Genomic DNA, 22,966 nt, shown 5'->3' with positions numbered 1-22,966 from the left:
TAAATCCAGAAGCAAGCCAAGGTAAGGATGGAGACAGCTTCGTTAATACTGAAACAGGCGATGTCTTCGTTAAGAAGGACAATGAATGGAAACCAGCAGGTAACATCAAAGGTCCTAAAGGCGATAAGGGTGAGAACGGTAAAGACGGCTTCACTCCAACAGTAACTGTGACAGACAACCAAGATGGCAGTCATACAATTACTATTACTCAGCCAGAAGGCAAACCAGCCCTCACAACAGTCGTTAAAAACGGAGTAGATGGTCAAACACCAAAAGTTAAAGCTGTCCGTGATGAAGATAAGAAACAAACCACTCTAACCTTCTACATTGACAAAGATGGTGATGGTAACTATACAGAAGGAACTGATACCCTTATTCAAACATCCATTGTGAAAGATGGACAAGATGGGAAAACTCCGGAAGTGTCTGTAAAACCTGGTAAAGATGGCAATAGTTCTGATATTACATTCAAAGTACCAGGGAAAGACCCAGTAACAGTAAATGTGAAAAATGGAGAAAATGGGCTAAACGGAAAAACTCCAAAAGTTGACTTGTTACGAGTTGAAGGACAAAATGGAAAACCATCTCACACAGTGGTTACATTCTATACTGATGAAAATGGCGATGGTAAATATACTCCAGGAACTGATGAACTTTTGGGATCAGAACTGATTAAAGATGGAGCGACAGGCCAGTCAGGTCGTGATGGTAAAGAAGTTCTCAATGGTAAGGAAAATCCAAAACCAAGTCAAGGTAAGGATGGAGACAGCTTCGTTAATACTGAAACAGGCGATGTCTTCGTTAAGAAGGACAATGCATGGGAACCAGCAGGTAACATCAAAGGTCCTAAAGGTGATAAAGGTGACACACCTGAAATTACTACAAAACCAGGAGCTGACGGAAAGAGTACAGATGTAACCATAACTACACCTGGTAAAGCTCCAATTACTGTGAATGTTAAAGATGGTAAAGATGGTAAAGATGGTAAAGATGGTAAAGATGGTAAATCTTTAGTTGCTAGAAAAGAAGGCAATGAGACTAAGATTTACGTAGAAGATCCAGCAAAACCAGGACAACCATTAGATCCTGCAAAACCTCTTGCAACAGTTCTTGATGGGCTTAAAGGTGAAAAAGGGGATAAAGGTGATAACGGGGTAGATGGAAAATCTCCGTTTGTTACGGTAACAGATAATGGAGATGGAACACACTCTATTACAGTTAGAAATCCAGATGGTTCTGAATCAAAAACTAAAGTCAAAGATGGTAAAGACGGTAAGACTGCAACTATCACGACTACTGATAATCAAGATGGAAGTTACACAATTACTGTAACCAATCCAGATGGATCAACTAAAGAAACTGTTGTTAAGAATGGTAAAGACGGTAAGACTCCAAAAGTTGAAGTAACTGATAACAACGATGGAACTCACACTGTTAAAGTTACGGATGGAGACGGTAACGTTACTAATGCTATCATCAAAGATGGTAAAGATGGTAAATCTGCTTCGGCTACAACAACAGAAAATCCAGATGGAAGCCACACTGTAACAATTACAAACCCAGACGGAACTAAGAATGAGTTTGTTGTTAAAAATGGTCGTGACGGTGTTGACGGACGTACTCCAACCGCATCTGTTCGTGATAATGGAGACGGAAGTCATACAATCGTTATTACAAATCCAGAAGGTGTGACAACTGAAACCACAGTTCGTGATGGTAAATCACCAAAAGTTACTATTACTGACGAACAAAATGGAACTCATAAGATTTCAGTTCTAAATGGTGATGGAACAACTACTGAAACAATCATTAAAGATGGTAAATCACCAGTAGCAACTGTTAAAGACAACCATGATGGTACTTACACTATTCGTGTAGAAAACGGTAATGGTACTGTTTCTGAAACCACAATTCGTGACGGTAAATCACCAACTGCTAAGGTTGTGGATAACGGTGATGGAACTCACACTATCACAGTTGTGAACTCAGACGGTACAACTACAACAACTACAGTTCGTGATGGTAAAGAACCAAAACTTGAAGTGATTGATAACAATAATGGTTCACATACTATTAAAGTTACAGGTGCTGATGGTAAAGAAACTACAACTACAATCTTTGATGGTAAATCACCAAAAGCGAACATCGTTGATAACGGAGATGGAACTCACACATTGACAATCGTTGATTCTGATGGCCGTGAATACAAATCTATTATCAAAGATGGTAAAGATGGCAAAGATGGAGTTTCACCAACTGTAACAGTTAAAAATAATAACGATGGAACTCACGTTGTTACAATTACTAATCCGGATGGAAGTAAGACAGAAATGGTGATTAAAGACGGTAAAGATGGTAAATCACCAAAAGTTTCTGTTGAAGATAATGGAGATGGAAGTCACACAATCACAATCATCAATTCTGACGGCACTGTGACGAAAACAGTTGTTAAAGATGGCAAAGATGGTAGAGACGGACGCGATGGACGCGATGGACGCGATGGCAAAGATGGTAAATGTGGATGCCAAAACAAACCAGTACCACCTTTAAACGACAAACCAACATCTGAAATTCCAGTGCCACCAGCAGTACACGAAGTACCAGAATTTAACGGTGGAGTGCCAGGAATTCCAGAAGTACACGAAGTGCCAGAATTTAGTGGTGGAGTGCCAGGAATTCCAGAAGTACACGAAGTGCCAGAATTTAGTGGTGGAGTACCAGGAATTCCAGAAGTACATGATGTACCAGAATTTAATGGTGAAGTACCAGTGCCACCAGCAGTACACGAAGTACCAGAATTTAGTGGTGGAGTACCAGGAATTCCAGAAGTACACGAAATGCCAGAATTTAACGGTGGAGTACCAGGGATTCCAGAAGTACACGAAGTACCAGGATTTAACGGTGGAGTACCAGGAATTCCAGAAGTACACGAAATGCCAGAATTTAACGGTGGAGTACCAGGGATTCCAGAAGTACACGAAGTACCAGGATTTAACGGTGGAGTACCAGGGATTCCAGAAGTACACGAAGTGCCAGAATTTAACGGTGGAGTACCAGGGATTCCAGAAGTACACGAAGTACCAGGATTAGATGTTCCAACAGTACCAGCGCAGCCAACTCCAGTTGTTCCAACACCTGTTCAACCAACAACAGTAAAAGAAAAACATGGGGATAAATTGCCTGAGACTGGAAGCCAAACAGATTATATCTCTATTCTTCTAGGTAGTGGAATACTATTGAGCCTATATGTAGGTCGAAGAAAACTAGATTAATCAGCTAAAAGCAGTCACTAATTTCTCGAAAGAAGATGATGAGTGATAGATATTGGATGAAAGAATATACTTAGAACGATTTTCCTAAAATAGAAATGACTGCTATGAGTCTGGGACAAACTAGTTCCAGTCACAAAAAAGCTAGAGATTCCCAACAGCGGAACTCTAGCTTTTTAATTTTGAGTCGTTCTCTTATTGTATTTTAGGAGGTTATTAGCCATAAGCAACAATCCCATGTCAATTTTCACCTGACGCTTGCCTCTTAGGTTACATCTCTTGTAACCCAAACAAGCCTTTATCTGCCCAAAAACAGGTTCCACATCAATCTTGTGTTGAGCGAAAATCTGTCTACCTTCAGGAGATAAAAGCGCCTGACATTCTTTAGTTTTTAAGTGCTGATAGCGTTCGTTAATATGAAGTCCCTTTTGAGGGGCTGATTCAGGTTCATCAGCGTAGTAAACCTTGATTTCCTGTTGAAAGTCTGTCTGTGTTTTCTGATGTTTGATATGGTAAAAACGATAGCACCAACCGTCAGGATGTGTGTAGCTATCCTCCTTGTCATTATAGTGCCAATTCGCTAAGTTTCTAGCTGACTGTTTATACCCTCTCTTCTGTTCCTTGTTAAACATGGCATATTTAATCAGATGGTTTACCCTCTTTTCATCTAAACGAAGGAGGTTCTCTTCACTTCCATATCCAGCATCTGCGACAACTGTATTTACGTCATACGGATAGGCTTCAAGGAATGGCAGAAGAGTCTAGGTATCTGTCGGATTTGAGAAGACATTATAGTGAAGTACAAATTGGTTTTCAGTAGCGATTTGAAGATTATAAGCAGCCTTGAGTTGACCATTCTTCATATGATCTTCTTTCATCTGCATAAAAGTGGCATCTGGATCGGTTTTAGAAAAGCTATTGCGCCCCTCAAATGTCTCTTGATACTTCTCATATTTTTCAGCACGTACTGAAAAATCATCCTTGACTTTACGCAAGACTTTCTTGAGTTTACGACGCTGGGTTTTACGTCCATCCTTTCCTTTAACAGGGGTCTCCTCAATGTCTTGGCTCAGTAGATAGCTAGTTTAAAAGTATGTGAAAAAACATCTAGATAGAAAATTCAGAAAATTTGCTCTTTTGTATTGAAAATTTTTGAAAAAATGGTATCATAGTAACAAGCTATTTTTAAGAGAAGAGAAAGGGGTAGAATGGAGAAAATCATTTTAGACTCACCAAAGTCAGGTTCAGAACTCGTTTTGGAAACACTTCGTGACTTAGGAATCGATACGATTTTTGGTTATCCAGGCGGAGCTGTATTGCCTTTGTATGATGCTATTTATAATTTTAAAGGTATTCGCCATATTCTAGGTCGCCATGAACAAGGTTGTCTTCATGAAGCTGAAGGTTATGCCAAGTCAACAGGAAAACTTGGTGTCGCAGTCGTCACAAGTGGACCGGGGGCAACGAATGCCATTACAGGTATTGCAGATGCCATGAGCGATAGTGTTCCCCTTTTGGTCTTCACAGGGCAAGTCGCAAGAGCGGGAATCGGTAAGGATGCTTTCCAAGAAGCGGATATCGTTGGTATAACCATGCCAATCACTAAGTATAACTATCAGGTGCGCGAAACAGCGGATATTCCACGGATTATTACGGAAGCTGTCCATATTGCAACTACAGGTCGTCCTGGGCCGGTCGTCATTGACTTACCAAAAGATGTTTCTGCCCTTGAGACGGATTTCGTCTATTCATCGGAGATAGATTTACCAAGTTATCAACCAACTCTAGAGCCTAATGAGATGCAAATCAAGAAAATCTTGAAACAGTTGTCTAAGGCTAAGAAGCCAGTTTTGTTAGCTGGTGGTGGAATTAGCTATGCAGAGGCTGCGGCAGAGTTAAATGAATTTGCAGAACGTTATCAAATTCCTGTTGTTACCAGTCTTTTGGGACAGGGAACGATAGCAACTAGCCATCCCCTATTTTTGGGAATGGGCGGAATGCATGGTTCCTTTGCAGCAAATATTGCTATGACTGAAGCTGACTTTATGATTTCTATTGGTTGTCGCTTTGATGATCGCTTGACTGGAAATCCTAAGACCTTTGCTAAGAATGCTAAAGTTGCTCACATTGACATCGACCCAGCTGAGATTGGAAAGATAATCTCTGTTGATATCCCTGTTGTTGGAGATGCTAAGAAGGCCTTAGAGCTCTTGCTCTCTGAACCAACTGTTCATAATAACACAGAGAAATGGATTGAGAAAGTCACTCAAGATAAGAACCGTGTTCGTTCTTACGATAAGAAGGAACGTGTCGTGCAACCACAAGCAGTTATAGAACGTGTGGGTGAATTGACCAAAGGCGATGCCATTGTCGTAACAGACGTTGGGCAACATCAAATGTGGACAGCTCAATACTATCCTTACCAAAATGAGCGTCAACTGGTAACGTCAGGTGGTCTAGGAACCATGGGATTCGGTGTTCCTGCAGCTATCGGAGCCAAGATTGCAAATCCTGATAAGGAAGTTGTTCTCTTTGTTGGAGATGGTGGTTTCCAGATGACCAATCAGGAACTGGCAATCTTGAATGTTTACAAGATTCCAATCAAGGTCATTATGCTCAATAACCATTCGCTTGGGATGGTTCGCCAGTGGCAGGAGTCTTTCTATGAAGGAAGAACTTCGGAGTCTGTATTTGAAACACTACCTGATTTTCAGCTTATGGCCCAGGCTTATGGTATTCAAAATTATAAGTTTGACAATCCTGAGACCTTGGCAAAGGACTTAGAAGTTATTTTGGAAGATGTTCCTATGTTCATCGAGGTTGATATTTCCCGTAAAGAGCATGTTCTTCCAATGGTTCCAGCTGGTAAGAGCAATCATGAGATGTTGGGGGTGAAGTTCAATGCGTAGAATGTTAACAGCAAAACTTCAAAATCGCTCAGGAGTTCTAAACCGTTTTACAGGTGTTCTTTCTCGCCGTCAGGTCAATATTGAAAGTATCTCTGTTGGTGCAACGGAAGATCCGAATGTATCACGTATTACCCTGATCATTGATGTTGCTTCACATGACGAAGTCGAACAAATCATCAAACAGCTCAATCGTCAGATTGATGTGATTCGCATTCGTGATATCACAGATAAACCCCACTTGGAACGTGAAGTTATACTCGTAAAGGTATCAGCACCTGCTGAAAAACGTGCAGAGATTCTGGCTATTATACAGCCTTTCCGTGCAACAGTAGTGGATGTGGCTCCAAGTTCCATTACCATTCAAATGACTGGAAATGCAGAAAAGAGCGAAGCTTTATTACGAGTGATTCGACCGTATGGTATTCGCAATATCGCTCGTACGGGTGCAACTGGATTTACCCGCGACTAAAAATCCAACCTAAATTAGTTACACTAGCCTAAAAGGCAATAAATAGATAGAAAAGAGAGAAAAACTATGGCAGTTCAAATGGAATATGAAAAAGATGTAAAAGTAGCAGCACTTGACGGTAAAAAAATCGCCGTTATCGGATATGGCTCACAAGGTCATGCCCACGCTCAAAACTTGCGTGATACAGGTCATGATGTTATCATCGGTGTGCGCCCAGGTAAGTCTTTTGACAAAGCAAAAGAAGATGGATTTGACACTTACACAGTAGCTGAGGCAACTAAATTGGCTGATGTCATCATGATCTTGGCACCAGATGAAATCCAAGCGGACCTTTATGCGGAAGAAGTAGCTCCAAACTTGGAAGCTGGTAATGCACTTGGTTTTGCACATGGATTTAACATCCACTTTGAATTCATCAAAGCTCCAGAAAGTGTTGACGTATTCATGTGTGCTCCTAAAGGGCCAGGTCACTTGGTACGTCGTACTTTCGAAGAAGGATTTGGTGTTCCAGCGCTTTATGCAGTTTACCAAGACGCAACAGGAAATGCTAAAGATATTGCTATGGACTGGGCTAAAGGTGTTGGTTCAGCACGCGTTGGTCTTCTTGAAACAAGCTTTAAAGAAGAAACAGAAGAAGATTTGTTCGGTGAACAAGCAGTTCTTTGTGGTGGTTTGACTGCCTTGATGGAAGCAGGATTTGAAGTCTTGACTGAAGCTGGTTATGCTCCAGAATTGGCTTACTTTGAAGTCCTTCACGAAATGAAACTCATCGTTGACTTGATCTATGAAGGTGGATTCAAGAAAATGCGTCAATCAATTTCTAACACTGCCGAGTATGGTGACTACGTTTCAGGTCCACGTGTGATCACTGACCAAGTGAAAGAAAATATGAAGGCTGTTCTTGCTGATATCCAAAATGGTAAATTTGCAAATGACTTTGTGAACGACTATAAAGCTGGTCGTCCAAAATTGACTGCCTACCGTGAACAAGCAGCTGACCTTGAGATTGAAAAAGTTGGTGTTGAATTGCGTAAAGCAATGCCATTCGTTGGAAAAAATGACGACGATGCTTTCAAAATCTATAACTAATATGTAAACATGAAGGCGAGTTGGGGGGACCGAGCTCGCTTTCACATTTTAGATCCTTTCAAGAAAGAGAAAATATGATAAGTGCAAAAGATGTGGTGAAAGCCCATAAAGTTTTGAATGGAGTGGTAGTTGAAACTCCACTAGAATATGATCATTATCTGTCGGAAAAATATGGTGCCAAGATTTATCTCAAAAAAGAAAATGCCCAACGAGTGCGTTCCTTCAAGATTCGAGGTGCCTATTACGCTATTTCTCAGCTTAGCAAAGAAGAACGTGAACGAGGTGTAGTCTGTGCATCAGCGGGCAATCATGCTCAAGGAGTAGCCTACACTTGTAATGAAATGAAGATTCCTGCAACAATTTTCATGCCCATTACAACACCCCAACAAAAAATTGGTCAGGTCCGTTTCTTTGGAGGAGATTTTGTAACTATTAAATTGGTTGGAGATACCTTTGATGCTTCCGCTAAAGCAGCACAAGAGTTTACTCTAGCTGAAAATCGTACTTTTATTGATCCATTTGATGATGCCAATGTTCAAGCAGGACAGGGAACCGTTGCTTATGAAATTTTGGAAGTAGCACGCAAAGAATCTATAGCCTTTGACACTGTTCTAGTACCTGTTGGTGGAGGTGGTTTGATCGCTGGAGTTTCTACTTATATAAAGGAAACAAATCCAGAGATTGATGTCATTGGTGTAGAAGCCAATGGAGCCCGATCAATGAAGGCGGCCTTTGAAGCGGGTGGGCCTGTCAAACTAAAGGAAATTGACAAATTTGCTGACGGCATTGCAGTTCAGAAGGTTGGAGAATTGACCTATGAAGCGACACGTAAACATGTTGAAACGCTTATTGGTGTAGATGAAGGATTGATTTCTGAAACCTTAATCGATCTCTACTCTAAACAAGGAATTGTAGCAGAGCCTGCAGGAGCTGCCAGCATTGCGGCCTTGGAAGTTTTGTCCGACTACATCAAGGGTAAAACCATTTGTTGTATCATTTCTGGAGGGAATAATGACATCAACCGTATGCCAGAGATGGAAGAGCGTGCCTTGATTTATGATGGTATCAAGCATTACTTTGTAGTGAATTTCCCACAGCGTCCGGGAGCACTTCGAGAGTTTGTAAATGATATCTTAGGACCAAATGATGATATTACTCGTTTTGAGTATATCAAACGAGCTAGTAAGGGAACAGGACCAGTTTTAATTGGAATTGCTTTATCTGATAAGCACGATTATGCTAGCCTTATTCGTAGAATGGAAAGTTTTGACCCAGCCTATATTAATTTGAATGGCAATGAAACTCTTTATAATATGCTTGTTTAATTTCCTATGAAATTTTTATCATATTATTTGCCTAACCTATTTACGAGTGCTATAATGTAAGTGAAGAAAGGGGGAGATTCCCATGGTTTTACAAGTTATACTTGTTCTATTTATTCTAATGCTTATTGTTGGAGCTATTTTAGTGAGCTCTATCTATGTCGTTCGACAACAGTCGGTGGCTATTATTGAACGGTTCGGTAAGTATCAAAAGTTGAGCAACAGTGGTATTCATCTGCGTGCACCTTTTGGCATTGATAAGATTGCCGCTCGAGTACAATTACGACTCTTGCAAAGTGAAATTGTAGTAGAAACCAAGACCCAAGATAACGTATTCGTTACTATGAATGTTGCGACACAATACCGTGTAAATGAGCAAAACGTTACTGATGCTTACTATAAACTAATGAGACCTGAAGCTCAAATCAAATCTTATATTGAAGATGCATTGCGTTCATCTGTTCCTAAGTTAACTTTGGATGAATTGTTTGAGAAAAAGGATGAAATTGCATTAGAAGTTCAAAAACAAGTAGCAGAAGAAATGTCAACGTATGGGTACATTATCGTTAAGACGCTCATTACCAAAGTAGAGCCGGATGCTGAAGTCAAACAATCTATGAACGAGATCAATGCTGCTCAACGTAAAAGAGTGGCAGCACAAGAATTGGCTGAAGCAGATAAAATTAAGATCGTAACAGCGGCCGAAGCAGAGGCAGAAAAAGATCGCCTACACGGTGTGGGGATCGCAGAGCAACGTAAAGCAATTGTTGATGGACTTGCTGATTCTATTATCGAATTAAAAGGAGCCAATGTTGAATTAACTGAAGAGCAAATTATGTCAATCCTATTAACCAACCAGTATTTAGATACATTGAATAATTTTGCAGAAAAAGAAGGTAATAATACAATTTTCTTACCAGCAAATCCTAATGGAGTTGAAGATATACGAACCCATATATTATCAGCTTTGAAAGCTAAGTAAATATAATCTTAACGTTTTATTTGATTGACTATATGTTTTTTTATTGACAAATCCCTTAAAAACATATACAATTAAATATCGTAAAGAATAAAATAGGAGAAAAACATGGCTAAGTCTAACTTTGAAAAAGTAGAATCAGTTGTTAGCTGGGTTCGTGATAAGAAGATCACTGGTTATCGTATTTCTAAAGAAACGAATGCACGTGAAATGTCTATCATTGCTCTGGCTCAAGGACGTGCAAAAGTTAAAAATATTTCCTTTGAAACAGCCCTTGGATTAATTGATTTCTATGAAAAAAATCATGAAAAATTTGAAGATTAATCTTTGGATACCAGCAGACTCTACTTTAGGGTCTGCTTTTATTTACGAGACTATAAAATAGCCTTACTATGATCTGCTCAACGAGTCTATTTGTTAGAATGAATTAGCTTGATAGGGAGCAGAGTGATTTTAGCCATAAAAATCTAAGAAAAGACCAGGAATATAACTAGAGGCATTTCGTGATTAGGAAGCAGGAGACAGAGGCTAGCGAGCACAGGAATGAGTTTTCAAATATATAAAAAGAGGTCGGGATAAAATCCGACCTTGATTTTTATGTTCATGAGCCTTTGACTCAATGATGATTAGGGATAGAAAAACGACACTTGTTTTACGATTTATCTAATCGTTTTTACCTTATCCTAAATAACGTTGTAAAAACTCTCGTGTTCGTTCTTCTTTTGGATTGGTAAAGAGGACTTCAGGTTTTCCTTCTTCTGCGATGACACCCTTGTCCATAAAGATGACGCGGTTAGAAACATCGCGAGCAAATTCCATCTCGTGAGTCACGACAATCATGGTCAAGCCTTCTTGAGCCAAATTTTGCATGATTTTAAGAACTTCACCAACCATCTCAGGGTCAAGAGCTGATGTAGGTTCGTCAAAGAGAATGGCATCTGGATTCATGGAAAGTGCACGAGCAATAGCGACACGTTGTTTTTGACCGCCGGAAAGCTGTTTAGGTTTAGCCTGCCAGTAGCGTTCCCCCATACCAACTTTATCTAGATTTTCTTTAGCAATTTTTTCAGCTTCTGCCCGTTCACGCTTGAGGACAGTTGTCTGAGCGACAATGGTATTTTCAAGAACGTTGAGGTTTTCAAAGAGATTAAAGGATTGGAAAACCATCCCTAGTTTTTCACGGTAGTGAGTGAGGTCGTAGCCTTTTTCAAGTACATTTTCACCGTGATAGAGGATTTCTCCCTCGGTTGGTGTTTCAAGAAGGTTAATGGAGCGCAGGAAGGTTGATTTACCACTACCGGAACTTCCGATGATAGAAATAACTTCTCCCTTGTGAACAGTGAGAGAAATATCTTTTAGAACCTCATTTTGTCCGTAGGATTTTTTGAGGTGTTTGATTTCAAGGATTGGTTGACTCATTATTTCAAATCCTCCGTTTGCATTTGGTTAGCACCTGTCGTATAGGTATCCATATCCATACGACGTTCGATAAAGCGTAAGATACGGGTTACGGTAAAGGTGAGGACAAAGTAGATAACAGCGATGATGGTAAAGGTTTGGAAGTATTGGTAGGTTTGGGTTGCTACCGTATTTCCTGAGAAGTAAAGCTCTACAACCGAGATAACGTTCAATACAGAAGTATCCTTGATGTTGATGACAAATTCATTACCAGTTGCAGGTAGGATGTTGCGGACGACCTGTGGTAGGACAACCTTACGCATGGTTTGATTGTGGGTCATACCAAGTGCAGTTGCCGCTTCAAATTGTCCCTTGTCAACAGCTAGAATACCACCACGGACGATTTCTGTCATGTAAGCACCGGTATTGATCGAAACGATAAAGATTGCAGCAAGTGTACGGTCAAGATTGATTCCGAAAGCTTGGGCAGTTCCATAGTAGATAACCATAGATTGTACAATCATCGGTGTACCACGGAAGATTTCGATATAGACACTGAGTAACCAGCCAAGCGCTTTTTGTAAGACTGCTACAAAGTTGTTTTCAGAGAGTGGAGCAGTACGGAAGACACCGATTGCTAAACCAATAACCAAACCTGTGATAGTACCGATGATGGAAATCAAAAGTGTGATACCTGCTCCTCTTAAGAGTTGTTGCCAGTTTTCTGCAAGAATTTTTGTCACTTGAGCAAAGAAGCTGCTTTGTTCTTCGCTACTGGTAGCTTCAACAGGTTGTTCCTTAATCATACGATCCATTAGGGCAACTTGCTCATCTTTAGTGATGGTTTCGATGCTTGCATTGATTTGACTGATACGTTCGTCATCCTTTCGAAGACCGATAGCGATAGAAGTATCTTCTTCTCCAGTTTTAAAACCAGGTTCAGGCTGAATCATTTTGAACTTAGCGTTCGCTGACTCGGCAGTTAGGGCCTCTGGTCGTTCAGAAACATAGGCATCAATAACACCAGCTTCAAGAGCTTGACGCATCTGAGCAAAATCACCCATGGCTGTTTCTTTCTGAGCACCTGGGATTTGTGAAATCAAATCATAAAGGTAAACCCCTTGCTGAGAAGTGATTTTAGCACCATCAAAATCGTTTAAGGTTGTAGCGTTGGCGTAGGTAGAGTCTTTCTTAACTAAAAGAACGGGTTCACTAGTGTAGTAGCTACTTGAAAAAGCAATTTCTTGCTTACGTTCAGCAGTGGGACTCATACCAGCGATGATCATGTCGATCTTTCCAGAAGTAAGGGCTGGAACCAGACCTTCCCATTTTGTCTTAACAATGAGGGGTTCTTTTCCTAAATCCTTAGCAATTTTCTTGGCAATCTGAACGTCATAACCATTGGCGTACTGGTTGGTTCCGTCAATCTTGACAGCACCGTTGCTATCGTCGTCTTGTGTCCAGTTGAAGGGAGCGTATGCTGCTTCCATCCCGATGCGTAAATATTCATCAGCTTGGACAGTATTCATCAGGCCTAGGGTTAATGCTAGACCTGTAAATATAGATAAGAATAATTTCTTCATGTGTTCTCCTATTTCTAGTCTCAAAATGACTTCTCTCTATTGTATCGAAAATTAGCAAGTTTTTCAATCCTAGTAAACCCTTACTTAGAAAAAAATGATATAATGAGAAAAAGGTCAAAAGAGGCTATATTATGAAAAAAAGTTGGTTAATAGTACTTATATTTACTTGTCTGATAATTGTTCCCAAACTGGTTTTTGCTGTGGAGTTTAGCATTCCATCCTATAAAGGAGAACTGTATATTCATGCAGACAATACAGCGGAATTTAGGCAGAAGATAGTTTACCAGTTTGAGGATGATTTTAATGGCCAAATCGTGGGGCTTGGTCGTGCAGGCAAGATGCCTAGCGGATTTGAAATTGATCCTCATCCAAAGGTTGAGGCATCTAAAAACGGTCATAAAATCGAAAATCTTACTAGCGAAGTGACAGAAGAAACGAATGGTTATACTGTTAAAGTCTATAATCCAGGTCAGGAAGGAGACAGGGTCGAAGTGGAACTTACCTGGCAATTGAAAAACCTTCTTTTCTTATATGATGATATCGCTGAATTAAATTGGCAACCCTTAACCGACAGTTCAGAATCTATTGAAAAGTTTGAGTTTCATGTAAGCGGAGAGAAGGGGGCTGAAAAACTCTTTTTCCACACAGGGCAACTCTTTAGAGAGGGAAGGATTGAACAGAGTGGTCCTGACTATACGATTCGTTTAGATAATCTTCCGTCTCAGCGTGGAGTTGAATTGCATGCCTACTGGCCGCGAACCGATTTTGCTAGCGCTATGGATCAGGGCTTAAAAGGGAATCGTTTAGAAGAGTTTAACAAGATAGAAGACTCGATTGTAAGAGAAAAAGAGCAGAGTAAATATCTAGTTACTTTGGTGGTTCCTTTGATTTCTTCACTTTCCTTGTTATTAAGTACCTGCTTCTATTTTATTTATAGAAGAAAAACCACTCCTTCAGTCAAATATGCCAAAAATCATCGTCTCTATGAACCGCCGATGGAATTAGAGCCTATGGTTTTATCTGAAGCTGTTTACTCTACTTCCTTGGAGGAAGTGAGTCCTCTAATTAAAGGAGCAGGCAAATTTACCTTCAACCAGCTTATTCAGGCTACCTTACTAGATGTAATCGACCGTGGTAATGTCTCTATTATTTCAGAAGGAGATGCAGTTACTTTAAGGTTGGTAAAAGAAGATGGCTTGGCAAGCTTTGAGAGGACCTGTCTAAATCTGGCCTTTTCAGGTAAAAAAGAAGTTGCTGTTTCTGATTTGTTTGCGGATTATAAGGTCTCTGAGAGCCTTTACCGTGGAGCAAAAGCTGTTGATGAAAAAAGGATTCAAACAAAAGGTCGTAAGCTCAAATATTCTTTTGAAAGAGCATTGAAAGAGATGCAAGAAGGGGTCAAGGACCGAGTCACTTTCTTGGGGCTACCAGATTATTATCGCCCCTTGACTAGCGGGGAAAAGGTCTTGCAAGTGAGCATGGGTGTTTCTACTATTTTCCCACTAATCATCGGATTTGGTTTGTTCTTGTACAGTTTGGACGTTCATGGCTATCTTTATCTCCCCTTGCCAATACTTGGCTCATTAGGTTTAATTTTGGCTTTTTTCTATTATTGGAAGCTTCGACTAGATAATCGTGATGGTGTCCTAAATGAAGCAGGAGCAGAGGTCTATTATCTTTGGACGAGTTTTGAAAATATGTTACGTGAGATTGCACGACTGGATCAGGCAGAGTTGGAAAGTATTGTAGTCTGGAATCGCCTACTGGTGTATGCAACTTTATTTGGCTGTGCTGACAAGGTTAGCCATTTGATGAAGGTTCACCAGATCCAAGTTGAAAATCCAGATATCAATCTCTATGTAGCCTATGGCTGGCATAGCATGTTTTATCATTCAACAGCGCAAATGAGCCATTATGCCAGTGTCGCAAATACAGCAAGTACTTACTCAGTATCTTCTAGTAGTGGAAGTTCTGGTGGCGGATTCTCTGGTGGCGGTGGTGGCGGCAGCATCGGTGCCTTTTAAAGAAAATTAAACACAGCTTATAAAAGTATGATATAATGGAGGATAGAAAAAGGAGTTATCTATGTATCTTATTGAAATTTTAAAATCTATCTTTTTTGGTATTGTTGAAGGAATTACGGAATGGTTGCCAATTTCAAGTACAGGTCACTTGATCCTAGCAGAAGAGTTTGTCCAGTATAAAGACCAGAGTGAAGCCTTCATGTCAATGTTTAACGTAGTTATTCAACTCGGAGCTATTTTAGCGGTTATGGTAATCTACTTTAACAAACTTAATCCCTTCAAACCTGGTAAGGATAAGGTGCAAGTCCGTAAAACTTGGCAGTTATGGTCCAAAGTTTTTGTAGCGACTCTACCTCTTCTCCTTGTCTTTAAGTTTGATGATTGGTTTGATACTCATTTCCATAATATGGTGTCAGTGGCTATTATGTTGATTGTTTATGGGGTTGCTTTTATCTATCTTGAAAAACGCAACAAGGCACAAGCTATTGAGCCAACAGTCACAGAGCTAGATAAGCTTCCTTATAAAACAGCCCTTTATATCGGTCTTTTCCAAGTCTTGGCTCTTTTACCGGGAACGAGCCGTTCAGGTGCCACTATCGTCGGTGGTTTGTTAAATGGTACTAGTCGTTCAGTGGTGACAGAATTTACCTTTTATCTAGGAATTCCAGTTATGTTTGGGGCCAGCGCTTTGAAGATTTTTAAATTCATCAAAGCGGGAGAAGTCTTGAGTTTTGGTCAATTCTTCTTACTTCTAGTTGCTATGGTAGTGGCCTTTGCAGTCAGCATGGTTGCTATCCGTTTCTTAACTAGCTATGTGAAAAAACACGACTTTACGATGTTTGGTAAATACCGTATTGTCCTAGGTAGTGTATTACTACTTTATAGCTTCGTTCGATTATTTGTATAAGAAAAAAGAGGCTGGGCAAAAAGTCTTTAAAATCAAAAAACGCATAATATCAGATTTTGAAAAAACTTGATACTATGCGTTTTATTGTGGAAAGATTTACTTCATTTACTCCTGAAATTGAGTTTTTGTCCAACCTCTTTTAAAATCCAGTCACAGTGACACCCAATAAGCGGGTTCCCTTATCTTTATCAGCTAGAGAATCATAAAGCTGGATAGCGGTTTGAGCAATGATTTCCTCATCCTGAGTGCTTTCTGACAAGCTTTTCCGTTTGGTAAGGGTAGAAAAGTCATGATAGCGGATTTTCAGAATAACTATTTTACCGGACTTTTCGTGTTTTTGGAGGCTGAGAGCGACTTTTCCAGAGAGAATGGTCAGCTCTTTTTTGATATCTTCTTCTGATTGGAGACTTTTCCGATAGGTTTTTTCTTTCCCAATCGACTTGCGAATGCGACTGGGCTTGACAGGAGAATTATGAATTCCACGAGCCTTTCGATAAAGGTCAAAGCCTAGTCGGCCAAAACGATCAATGAGAGTGATTTCTGGAATTTCAAGAAGGTCTCCCCCTGTAAAAACGCCCATTTGGTGGAGTTTTTCTACTGTCTTTTTACCGACACCATGAAATTTGGCAATATCCATCTCCTTGAGAAAATCTTCTGCCTCATCAGGAAGAATAACTGTCAAGCCACGTGGTTTTTGATAATCACTAGCCATTTTAGCTAGGAACTTATTGTAGGAAACACCAGCAGAAGCAGTTAGATGAAGTTCTTGCCAGATATCATTTTGAATCAAGCGAGCTATTTTGACTGCTGACTTGACACCCAGTTTGTTTTCAGTAACATCCAGATAGGCTTCATCAATACTCATGGGTTCAATGATGTCTGTATAGCGTCTGAAGATAGAACGGATTTGCTGGCCAACTGCCAGATACTTGTCGTAATTCCCAGAAATAAAGACAGCTTGAGGACAACGTTCGTAAGCTTCTTTAGAGCTCATGGCAGAGTGGATTCCAAAAGCTCTTGCCTCGTAGCTACAGGTTGAAACAACACCTCTGCCCCCTGTTTTTCGAGGGTCATTTCCAATAATGACTGGCTTCCCTCGGAGATTTGGATTATCTCTGATTTCTACCGCAGCAAAAAAGGCATCCATGTCAATATGGATGATCTTTCTTGATGTGTCGTTCATTAAAGGAAAAATCAGCATGTTATCTCCTTTGCTAGGGTGTTCTTCTTTTCTATTATACTCTTTTTCTGAAAAAATGAAAACCAAGTAATTCTTTTCAAAACTATAATACAGTTTATGACAAAATAACAACTGTATTAGAAAAGAAAGTGCTAAAAAAGAGATTTTCTACTTGTTGAAATCGTTTACTGTATGTTATACTGAGTACATGAATGTAACAGATGACTGTTACTAGAAAGAAAAAAGAGGACATTAACATGGTTGTTAAGACAGTTGTTGAAGCACAAGACATTTTTGACAAAGCCTGGGAAGGCTTTAAAGGTGTTGACTGGAAAGAAAAAGCAAGTGTGTCACGCTTTGTTCAAGCAAACTACACACCTTATGATGGAGATGAAAGCTTCCTTGCAGGACCAACAGAACGTTCACTTCACATCAAAAAAATCGTAGAAGAAACTAAAGCACATTACGAAGAAACTCGTTTCCCAATGGACACTCGTCCAACATCTATCGCTGATATCCCTGCAGGATTCATCGATAAAGAAAACGAAGTTATCTTTGGTATCCAAAATGACGAACTCTTCAAATTGAACTTCATGCCAAAAGGTGGTATCCGTATGGCTGAAACTACTTTGAAAGAAAATGGATACGAGCCAGACCCAGCTGTTCACGAAATTTTCACTAAATACGTAACAACTGTTAACGATGGTATCTTCCGTGCTTATACTTCAAACATCCGTCGTGCTCGCCACGCTCACACTGTAACTGGTCTTCCAGATGCATACTCACGTGGACGTATTATCGGTGTTTATGCACGTCTTGCTCTTTACGGTGCAGACTACTTGATGCAAGAAAAAGTAAACGACTGGAATGCAATCGAAGAAATCGATGAAGAAACAATCCGTCTTCGTGAAGAAATCAACCTTCAATATCAAGCATTGCAACAAGTTGTACGCTTAGGTGACCTTTACGGAGTTGACGTTCGTAAACCAGCGATGAACGTTAAAGAAGCTATCCAATGGGTAAACATCGCCTTCATGGCTGTCTGCCGTGTTATCAACGGTGCAGCTACATCTCTAGGACGTGTGCCAATCGTATTGGATATCTACGCAGAACGTGACCTTGCCCGTGGTACATTTACTGAATCAGAAATCCAAGAATTTGTTGATGATTTCGTTATGAAACTTCGTACAGTTAAATTTGCTCGTACAAAAGCTTATGACCAATTGTACTCAGGTGACCCAACCTTCATCACAACTTCTATGGCTGGTATGGGTAACGACGGTCGTCACCGTGTTACTAAGATGGACTACCGTTTCTTGAACACTCTTGACAACATCGGTAACTCTCCAGAACCAAACTTGACAGTTCTTTGGACTGACAAATTGCCATACAACTTCCGTCGCTACTGTATGCACATGAGCCACAAACACTCTTCAATCCAATACGAAGGTGTTACAACAATGGCTAAAGATGGATACGGTGAAATGAGCTGTATCTCATGTTGTGTATCTCCACTTGACCCAGAAAACGAAGAACAACGTCACAACATCCAGTACTTCGGTGCTCGCGTTAACGTTCTTAAAGCTCTTCTTACTGGTTTGAATGGTGGTTACGACGATGTTCATAAAGACTACAAAGTATTTGACATCGAACCAATCCGCGACGAAGTTCTTGAATTCGAATCAGTTAAAGCAAACTTTGAAAAATCTCTTGACTGGTTGACTGACACTTACGTAGATGCTTTGAACATCATCCACTACATGACTGATAAGTACAACTACGAAGCTGTTCAAATGGCCTTCTTGCCAACTAAACAACGTGCTAACATGGGATTCGGTATCTGTGGATTCGCTAACACTGTTGATACATTGTCAGCTATCAAGTACGCTACAGTTAAACCAATCCGTGATGAAAATGGCTACATCTACGATTACGAAACAATCGGTGAATACCCACGTTGGGGTGAAGATGACCCACGTTCAAACGAATTGGCAGAATGGTTGATCGAAGCTTACACAACTCGTCTACGTAGCCACAAACTTTACAAGAACGCAGAAGCTACAGTATCACTTTTGACAATCACATCTAACGTTGCTTACTCTAAACAAACTGGTAACTCACCAGTCCACAAAGGTGTATACCTCAACGAAGATGGTTCAGTGAACTTGTCTAAATTGGAATTCTTCTCACCAGGTGCTAACCCATCTAACAAAGCTAAAGGTGGATGGTTGCAAAACTTGAACTCACTTGCTAGCCTTGACTTTGGTTACGCAGCTGATGGTATCTCATTGACAACTCAAGTATCACCACGTGCTCTTGGTAAAACTCGTGACGAACAAGTTGATAACTTGGTAACAATCCTTGATGGTTACTTCGAAAACGGTGGACAACACGTTAACTTGAACGTTATGGACTTGAACGATGTTTACGAAAAGATCATGTCAGGTGAAGACGTAATCGTACGTATCTCTGGATACTGTGTAAACACTAAATACCTCACTCCAGAACAAAAAACTGAATTGACACAACGTGTCTTCCACGAAGTTCTTTCAATGGATGATGCATTGAGCTAAGATTCATAAATAGTAAATAAAACCAGTCATTTTGACTGGTTTTTTGCTATAAAAAAATATTTAAAAAAAGTTGGTCAAAATTAGTCAAAACTATTGACTAATACTGACTAAAGTGATATACTAAGAACATAAGGATAAGGAAATCCTTAGAAAACCTTGATTTTAAGGTGATTGTGTAATTCATCTTAAGATTAAAGTATGGGTAAAACCTAGAAAAGAGGTGCAACCTATGTTTAATATTAGTATTTTTAGAAGTACGATTACAAAATTTGTATCGGATAAAGAAGAACCAGAAATTATACGTAGAGTAGCAAGTAGCTAGTCTAAATTTTTTAAAACAAAGGTCAGAGAAAGTCAAATTAATTTGACTAACTAATTTTGAAAACAAACGAGGTATGAAATATGAACAACAACTTTAATAACTTTAACAACATGGATGATTTGTTTAACCAATTAATGGGCGGTATGCGTGGATACAGTTCAGAAAACCGTCGTTACTTAATTAACGGTCGTGAAGTAACTCCTGAAGAATTCGCGATATATCGTCAAACAGGTCAACTTCCTAGTGAAGGAAGTGGCCAAGCTCAGTATGTTCAAGGTAAAGCTATGAAACAAGATGGTATTCTTGCAAAACTTGGACGTAACTTAACAGCTGAAGCTCGTGAAGGTAAGTTAGATCCGGTTATTGGACGTAACAAGGAAATTCAAGAAACATCTGAAATCCTTTCTCGTCGTACAAAGAATAACCCAGTTCTAGTCGGTGATGCTGGTGTTGGTAAAACGGCAGTAGTAGAAGGTCTTGCCCAAGCTATTGTGAATGGGGATGTCCCAGCTGCTATCAAGAATAAAGAAATTATTTCAATTGATATTTCTGGACTTGAAGCTGGTACTCAATACCGTGGTAGCTTTGAAGAAAACATTCAAAACTTAGTAAACGAAGTCAAAGAAGCTGGAAATATTATCCTCTTCTTCGATGAAATTCACCAAATCCTTGGCGCAGGTAGCACAGGGGATGGTCAAGGGTCTAAAGGTCTTGCGGATATCTTGAAGCCTGCTCTTTCACGTGGTGAATTGACAGTGATTGGGGCAACAACCCAAGATGAATATCGTAATACCATCTTGAAAAACGCGGCCCTTGCTCGTCGTTTCAACGAAGTAAAAGTTAATGCACCATCAGCTGAAGATACTTTCAAGATTCTCCAAGGGATTCGTGATCTTTATCAACAACACCACAATGTTATCTTGCCAGATGAAGTATTGAAAGCTGCTGTTGATTATTCTGTTCAATATATTCCACAACGTAGCTTGCCAGATAAGGCTATCGACTTGGTCGATGTGACAGCTGCTCACTTGGCAGCACAACACCCAGTGACAGATGTACATGCTGTGGAACATGAAATTGAAGAAGAAAAAGCTAAACAAGAAGCTGCAGCTGCTAAAGAAGATTACGAAGCAGCCCTTAATGCAAAAATTCGTATCGAAGAACTTGAAAAACAAATTGCCAACCATACTGAAGATCACAAGGTGACAGCGACTGTTAATGACGTAGCTGAGTCTGTAGAACGTATGACTGGTATTCCAGTATCACAAATGGGTGCAACTGATATCGAACGTTTGAAAGACATGGGTCACCGTTTGCAAACGAAAGTTATCGGTCAAGATAAAGCCGTTGAAGCAGTGGCACGTGCTATCCGTCGTAACCGTGCAGGTTTTGATGAAGGAAATCGCCCAATCGGTAGCTTCCTCTTTGTAGGACCTACTGGCGTTGGTAAGACTGAGTTGGCTAAACAATTGGCTCTTGATATGTTCGGAACTAAGGATGCTATCATCCGTTTGGATATGTCAGAATACAGCGATCGTACAGCCGTTTCTAAATTGATTGGTACTACTGCTGGTTATGTTGGTTACGATGACAACAACAATACATTGACTGAACGTGTTCGTCGCAATCCATACTCAATCGTCCTTCTTGATGAGATTGAAAAGGCTGACCCTCAAGTGATTACTCTTCTTCTTCAAGTATTGGATGATGGTCGTTTAACAGACGGTCAAGGTAACACTGTAAACTTCAAGAATACCGTAATTATCGCAACTTCAAACGCAGGATTTGGCTATGAAGCGAACTTGACAGAAGATGCAGACAAACCAGAATTGATGGATCGTTTGAAACCTTACTTCCGTCCAGAATTCCTCAACCGTTTCAATGCTGTGATTGAATTCTCACACTTGAGCAAGGAAGACCTTTCTAAGATTGTCGATTTGATGTTGATTGATGTCAATAAGACACTTGCTAAGAAAGAAATCGACTTGGCAGTGAGCGATGCAGCTAAAGAATACATGACTGAAGAAGGTTACGATGAAGTCATGGGTGTTCGTCCACTCCGTCGTGTGGTTGAACAACAAATCCGTGATAAAGTAACAGACTTCCATTTGGATAATCTTGATGCTAAACACCTAGAAGCTGATATGGAAGATGGTGTTTTGGTCATTCGTGAAAAAGCCTAAATCAAGGTTTTAAGAATAAAAAAGGAACCAGTTGAAAAAACTGGTTCTTTTTTTGTTAAATGACATGGCGTTCAAAGGCATCGTCTGAGATTCCTTGTTGGAGAATCAATTTTGCCCATTCTTTGGCTGAAAATAGGCTGTGATCCTTGTAGTTTCCGCAAGATTCAATAGTTGTTCCTGGGACATCTTCCCAAGTTGTCGTTTCAGCGATTTCTTTGAGTGAATCCTTGATGACTGCTGCGATTTCAGAGCTAGTGTGACGCCCCCACATAATCATGTGGAAACCTGTACGACATCCAAATGGTGAACAGTCAATCATTCCATCAATACGAGTACGAATCAGCTTAGCCAAGAGGTGCTCGATAGTATGGAGCCCCGCAGTAGGGATAGAATCTTCATTTGGTTGAACCAAGCGGATATCAAAATTAGAGATGATATCACCTTTTGGTCCAGTTTCCTCTCCGATTAAACGAACATAGGGAGCTTTAACGATTGTGTGGTCAAGTTCAAAACTTTCAACAATAACTTCTTTGGTCATGGTAATTCCTTTCAACTTTCTTCTTTCATTATATCACAAAGGTGTCTGTTGACAAATGTTAAGGACGGATATTTTCCGTGTTAGCTTGTTTAAAAGAGAATTAGATATGAGTTGGAATTTTTAAATAAGTCATATTTTAAAATCAATTTGAAAAATTCTGAAAATTGTATTGACACATGGCTGAAAAGGGACTATAATGTATAAAAAGTCAAAAAGGAGTT

General features: G+C 40.0%; 17 protein-coding genes. 11 read left to right on the top strand and 6 right to left on the bottom strand.

Features of this window, described 5'->3' with window-relative positions; translation table 11 throughout:
* The coding region (locus QM874_RS05805; RefSeq protein ID WP_414316575.1) for an SIALI-17 repeat-containing surface protein at window positions 1-3,272 on the top strand (3,272 nt) is incomplete at its 5' end.
* Window positions 3,273-3,445: 173 nt separating this feature from the next.
* Here QM874_RS05805 and QM874_RS05800 read toward each other — a convergent pair.
* Window positions 3,446-4,024, bottom strand: a complete 579-nt coding sequence (locus QM874_RS05800; RefSeq protein WP_414270983.1) for a transposase — start codon at window positions 4,022-4,024, stop codon at window positions 3,446-3,448.
* Window positions 4,025-4,030: 6 nt separating this feature from the next.
* Entirely contained in the window at window positions 4,031-4,264 is a 234-nt protein-coding gene (locus QM874_RS05795) for a hypothetical protein (protein ID WP_414270912.1), read from the bottom strand.
* Window positions 4,265-4,477: 213 nt separating this feature from the next.
* On the opposite strand from QM874_RS05795, the gene QM874_RS05790 reads away from it, so the two are divergent.
* The 6 genes from QM874_RS05790 to QM874_RS05765 all read left to right on the top strand — a co-directional run bounded on the left by QM874_RS05790 (window position 4,478) and on the right by QM874_RS05765 (window position 10,361).
* Complete coding sequence (locus QM874_RS05790) at window positions 4,478-6,178, top strand: acetolactate synthase large subunit (RefSeq protein ID WP_414270913.1); 1,701 nt, start codon at window positions 4,478-4,480, stop codon at window positions 6,176-6,178.
* Complete coding sequence (gene ilvN, locus QM874_RS05785) at window positions 6,171-6,647, top strand: acetolactate synthase small subunit (protein ID WP_075229973.1); 477 nt, start codon at window positions 6,171-6,173, stop codon at window positions 6,645-6,647. The genes QM874_RS05790 and ilvN overlap by 8 nt, the downstream gene beginning before the upstream one ends.
* 66 nt (window positions 6,648-6,713) lie before the next feature.
* A complete protein-coding gene (gene ilvC, locus QM874_RS05780; RefSeq protein WP_075566465.1) occupies window positions 6,714-7,736 on the top strand; it encodes a ketol-acid reductoisomerase in 1,023 nt (340 codons plus the stop codon).
* Window positions 7,737-7,810: 74 nt separating this feature from the next.
* A complete protein-coding gene (ilvA, locus tag QM874_RS05775) occupies window positions 7,811-9,061 on the top strand; it encodes a threonine ammonia-lyase IlvA (protein ID WP_414316574.1) in 1,251 nt (416 codons plus the stop codon).
* An 82-nt stretch (window positions 9,062-9,143) separates the two neighbouring features.
* Window positions 9,144-10,040 carry an SPFH domain-containing protein gene (locus QM874_RS05770; RefSeq protein WP_075229970.1) on the top strand — a complete coding sequence of 299 codons (897 nt, stop codon included), beginning with the start codon at window positions 9,144-9,146 and terminating at the stop codon, window positions 10,038-10,040.
* A 105-nt stretch (window positions 10,041-10,145) separates the two neighbouring features.
* Window positions 10,146-10,361, top strand: coding sequence for a hypothetical protein (locus QM874_RS05765; RefSeq protein ID WP_001130043.1), 216 nt, complete (start codon window positions 10,146-10,148; stop codon window positions 10,359-10,361).
* Between the two features lie 354 nt (window positions 10,362-10,715).
* On the opposite strand, the gene QM874_RS05760 is transcribed toward QM874_RS05765, so the two are convergent.
* Complete coding sequence (locus QM874_RS05760; protein WP_414316573.1) at window positions 10,716-11,456, bottom strand: amino acid ABC transporter ATP-binding protein; 741 nt, start codon at window positions 11,454-11,456, stop codon at window positions 10,716-10,718.
* Window positions 11,456-13,018 (bottom strand): ABC transporter substrate-binding protein/permease, encoded by a 1,563-nt coding sequence (locus QM874_RS05755; RefSeq protein WP_414316572.1) that lies wholly within the window; start codon window positions 13,016-13,018, stop codon window positions 11,456-11,458. Before QM874_RS05755 ends, QM874_RS05760 begins: the two co-directional genes overlap by 1 nt.
* Before the next feature lie 131 nt (window positions 13,019-13,149).
* Here QM874_RS05755 and QM874_RS05750 point away from each other — a divergent pair, with 131 nt between their 5' ends.
* Window positions 13,150-15,042, top strand: a complete 1,893-nt coding sequence (locus tag QM874_RS05750; RefSeq protein ID WP_414316571.1) for a DUF2207 family protein — start codon at window positions 13,150-13,152, stop codon at window positions 15,040-15,042.
* 61 nt (window positions 15,043-15,103) lie between these two features.
* Complete coding sequence (locus QM874_RS05745) at window positions 15,104-15,949, top strand: undecaprenyl-diphosphate phosphatase (protein ID WP_075232062.1); 846 nt, start codon at window positions 15,104-15,106, stop codon at window positions 15,947-15,949.
* A gap of 139 nt (window positions 15,950-16,088) precedes the next feature.
* On the opposite strand, the gene dinB is transcribed toward QM874_RS05745, so the two are convergent.
* A complete protein-coding gene (gene dinB, locus QM874_RS05740; protein ID WP_414316570.1) occupies window positions 16,089-17,150 on the bottom strand; it encodes a DNA polymerase IV in 1,062 nt (353 codons plus the stop codon).
* A 236-nt stretch (window positions 17,151-17,386) separates the two neighbouring features.
* On the opposite strand from dinB, the gene pflB reads away from it, so the two are divergent.
* Window positions 17,387-19,702 carry a formate C-acetyltransferase gene (gene pflB / locus QM874_RS05735; protein WP_414316579.1) on the top strand — a complete coding sequence of 772 codons (2,316 nt, stop codon included), beginning with the start codon at window positions 17,387-17,389 and terminating at the stop codon, window positions 19,700-19,702.
* A 402-nt stretch (window positions 19,703-20,104) separates the two neighbouring features.
* A complete protein-coding gene (locus QM874_RS05730; protein ID WP_414316569.1) occupies window positions 20,105-22,207 on the top strand; it encodes an AAA family ATPase in 2,103 nt (700 codons plus the stop codon).
* Between the two features lie 55 nt (window positions 22,208-22,262).
* On the opposite strand, the gene QM874_RS05725 is transcribed toward QM874_RS05730, so the two are convergent.
* A complete protein-coding gene (locus QM874_RS05725; protein ID WP_414316568.1) occupies window positions 22,263-22,745 on the bottom strand; it encodes an S-ribosylhomocysteine lyase in 483 nt (160 codons plus the stop codon).
* Between the last annotated feature and the right edge of the window lie 221 nt (window positions 22,746-22,966).

Origin of the sequence: Streptococcus infantis (genome assembly GCF_047463615.1) — a bacterium.
GTDB lineage: Bacteria > Bacillota > Bacilli > Lactobacillales > Streptococcaceae > Streptococcus > Streptococcus infantis_X.
The sequence above is the reverse complement of the archived record's forward strand: the minus strand, read 5'-3'. Positions and strand labels throughout refer to the sequence as shown.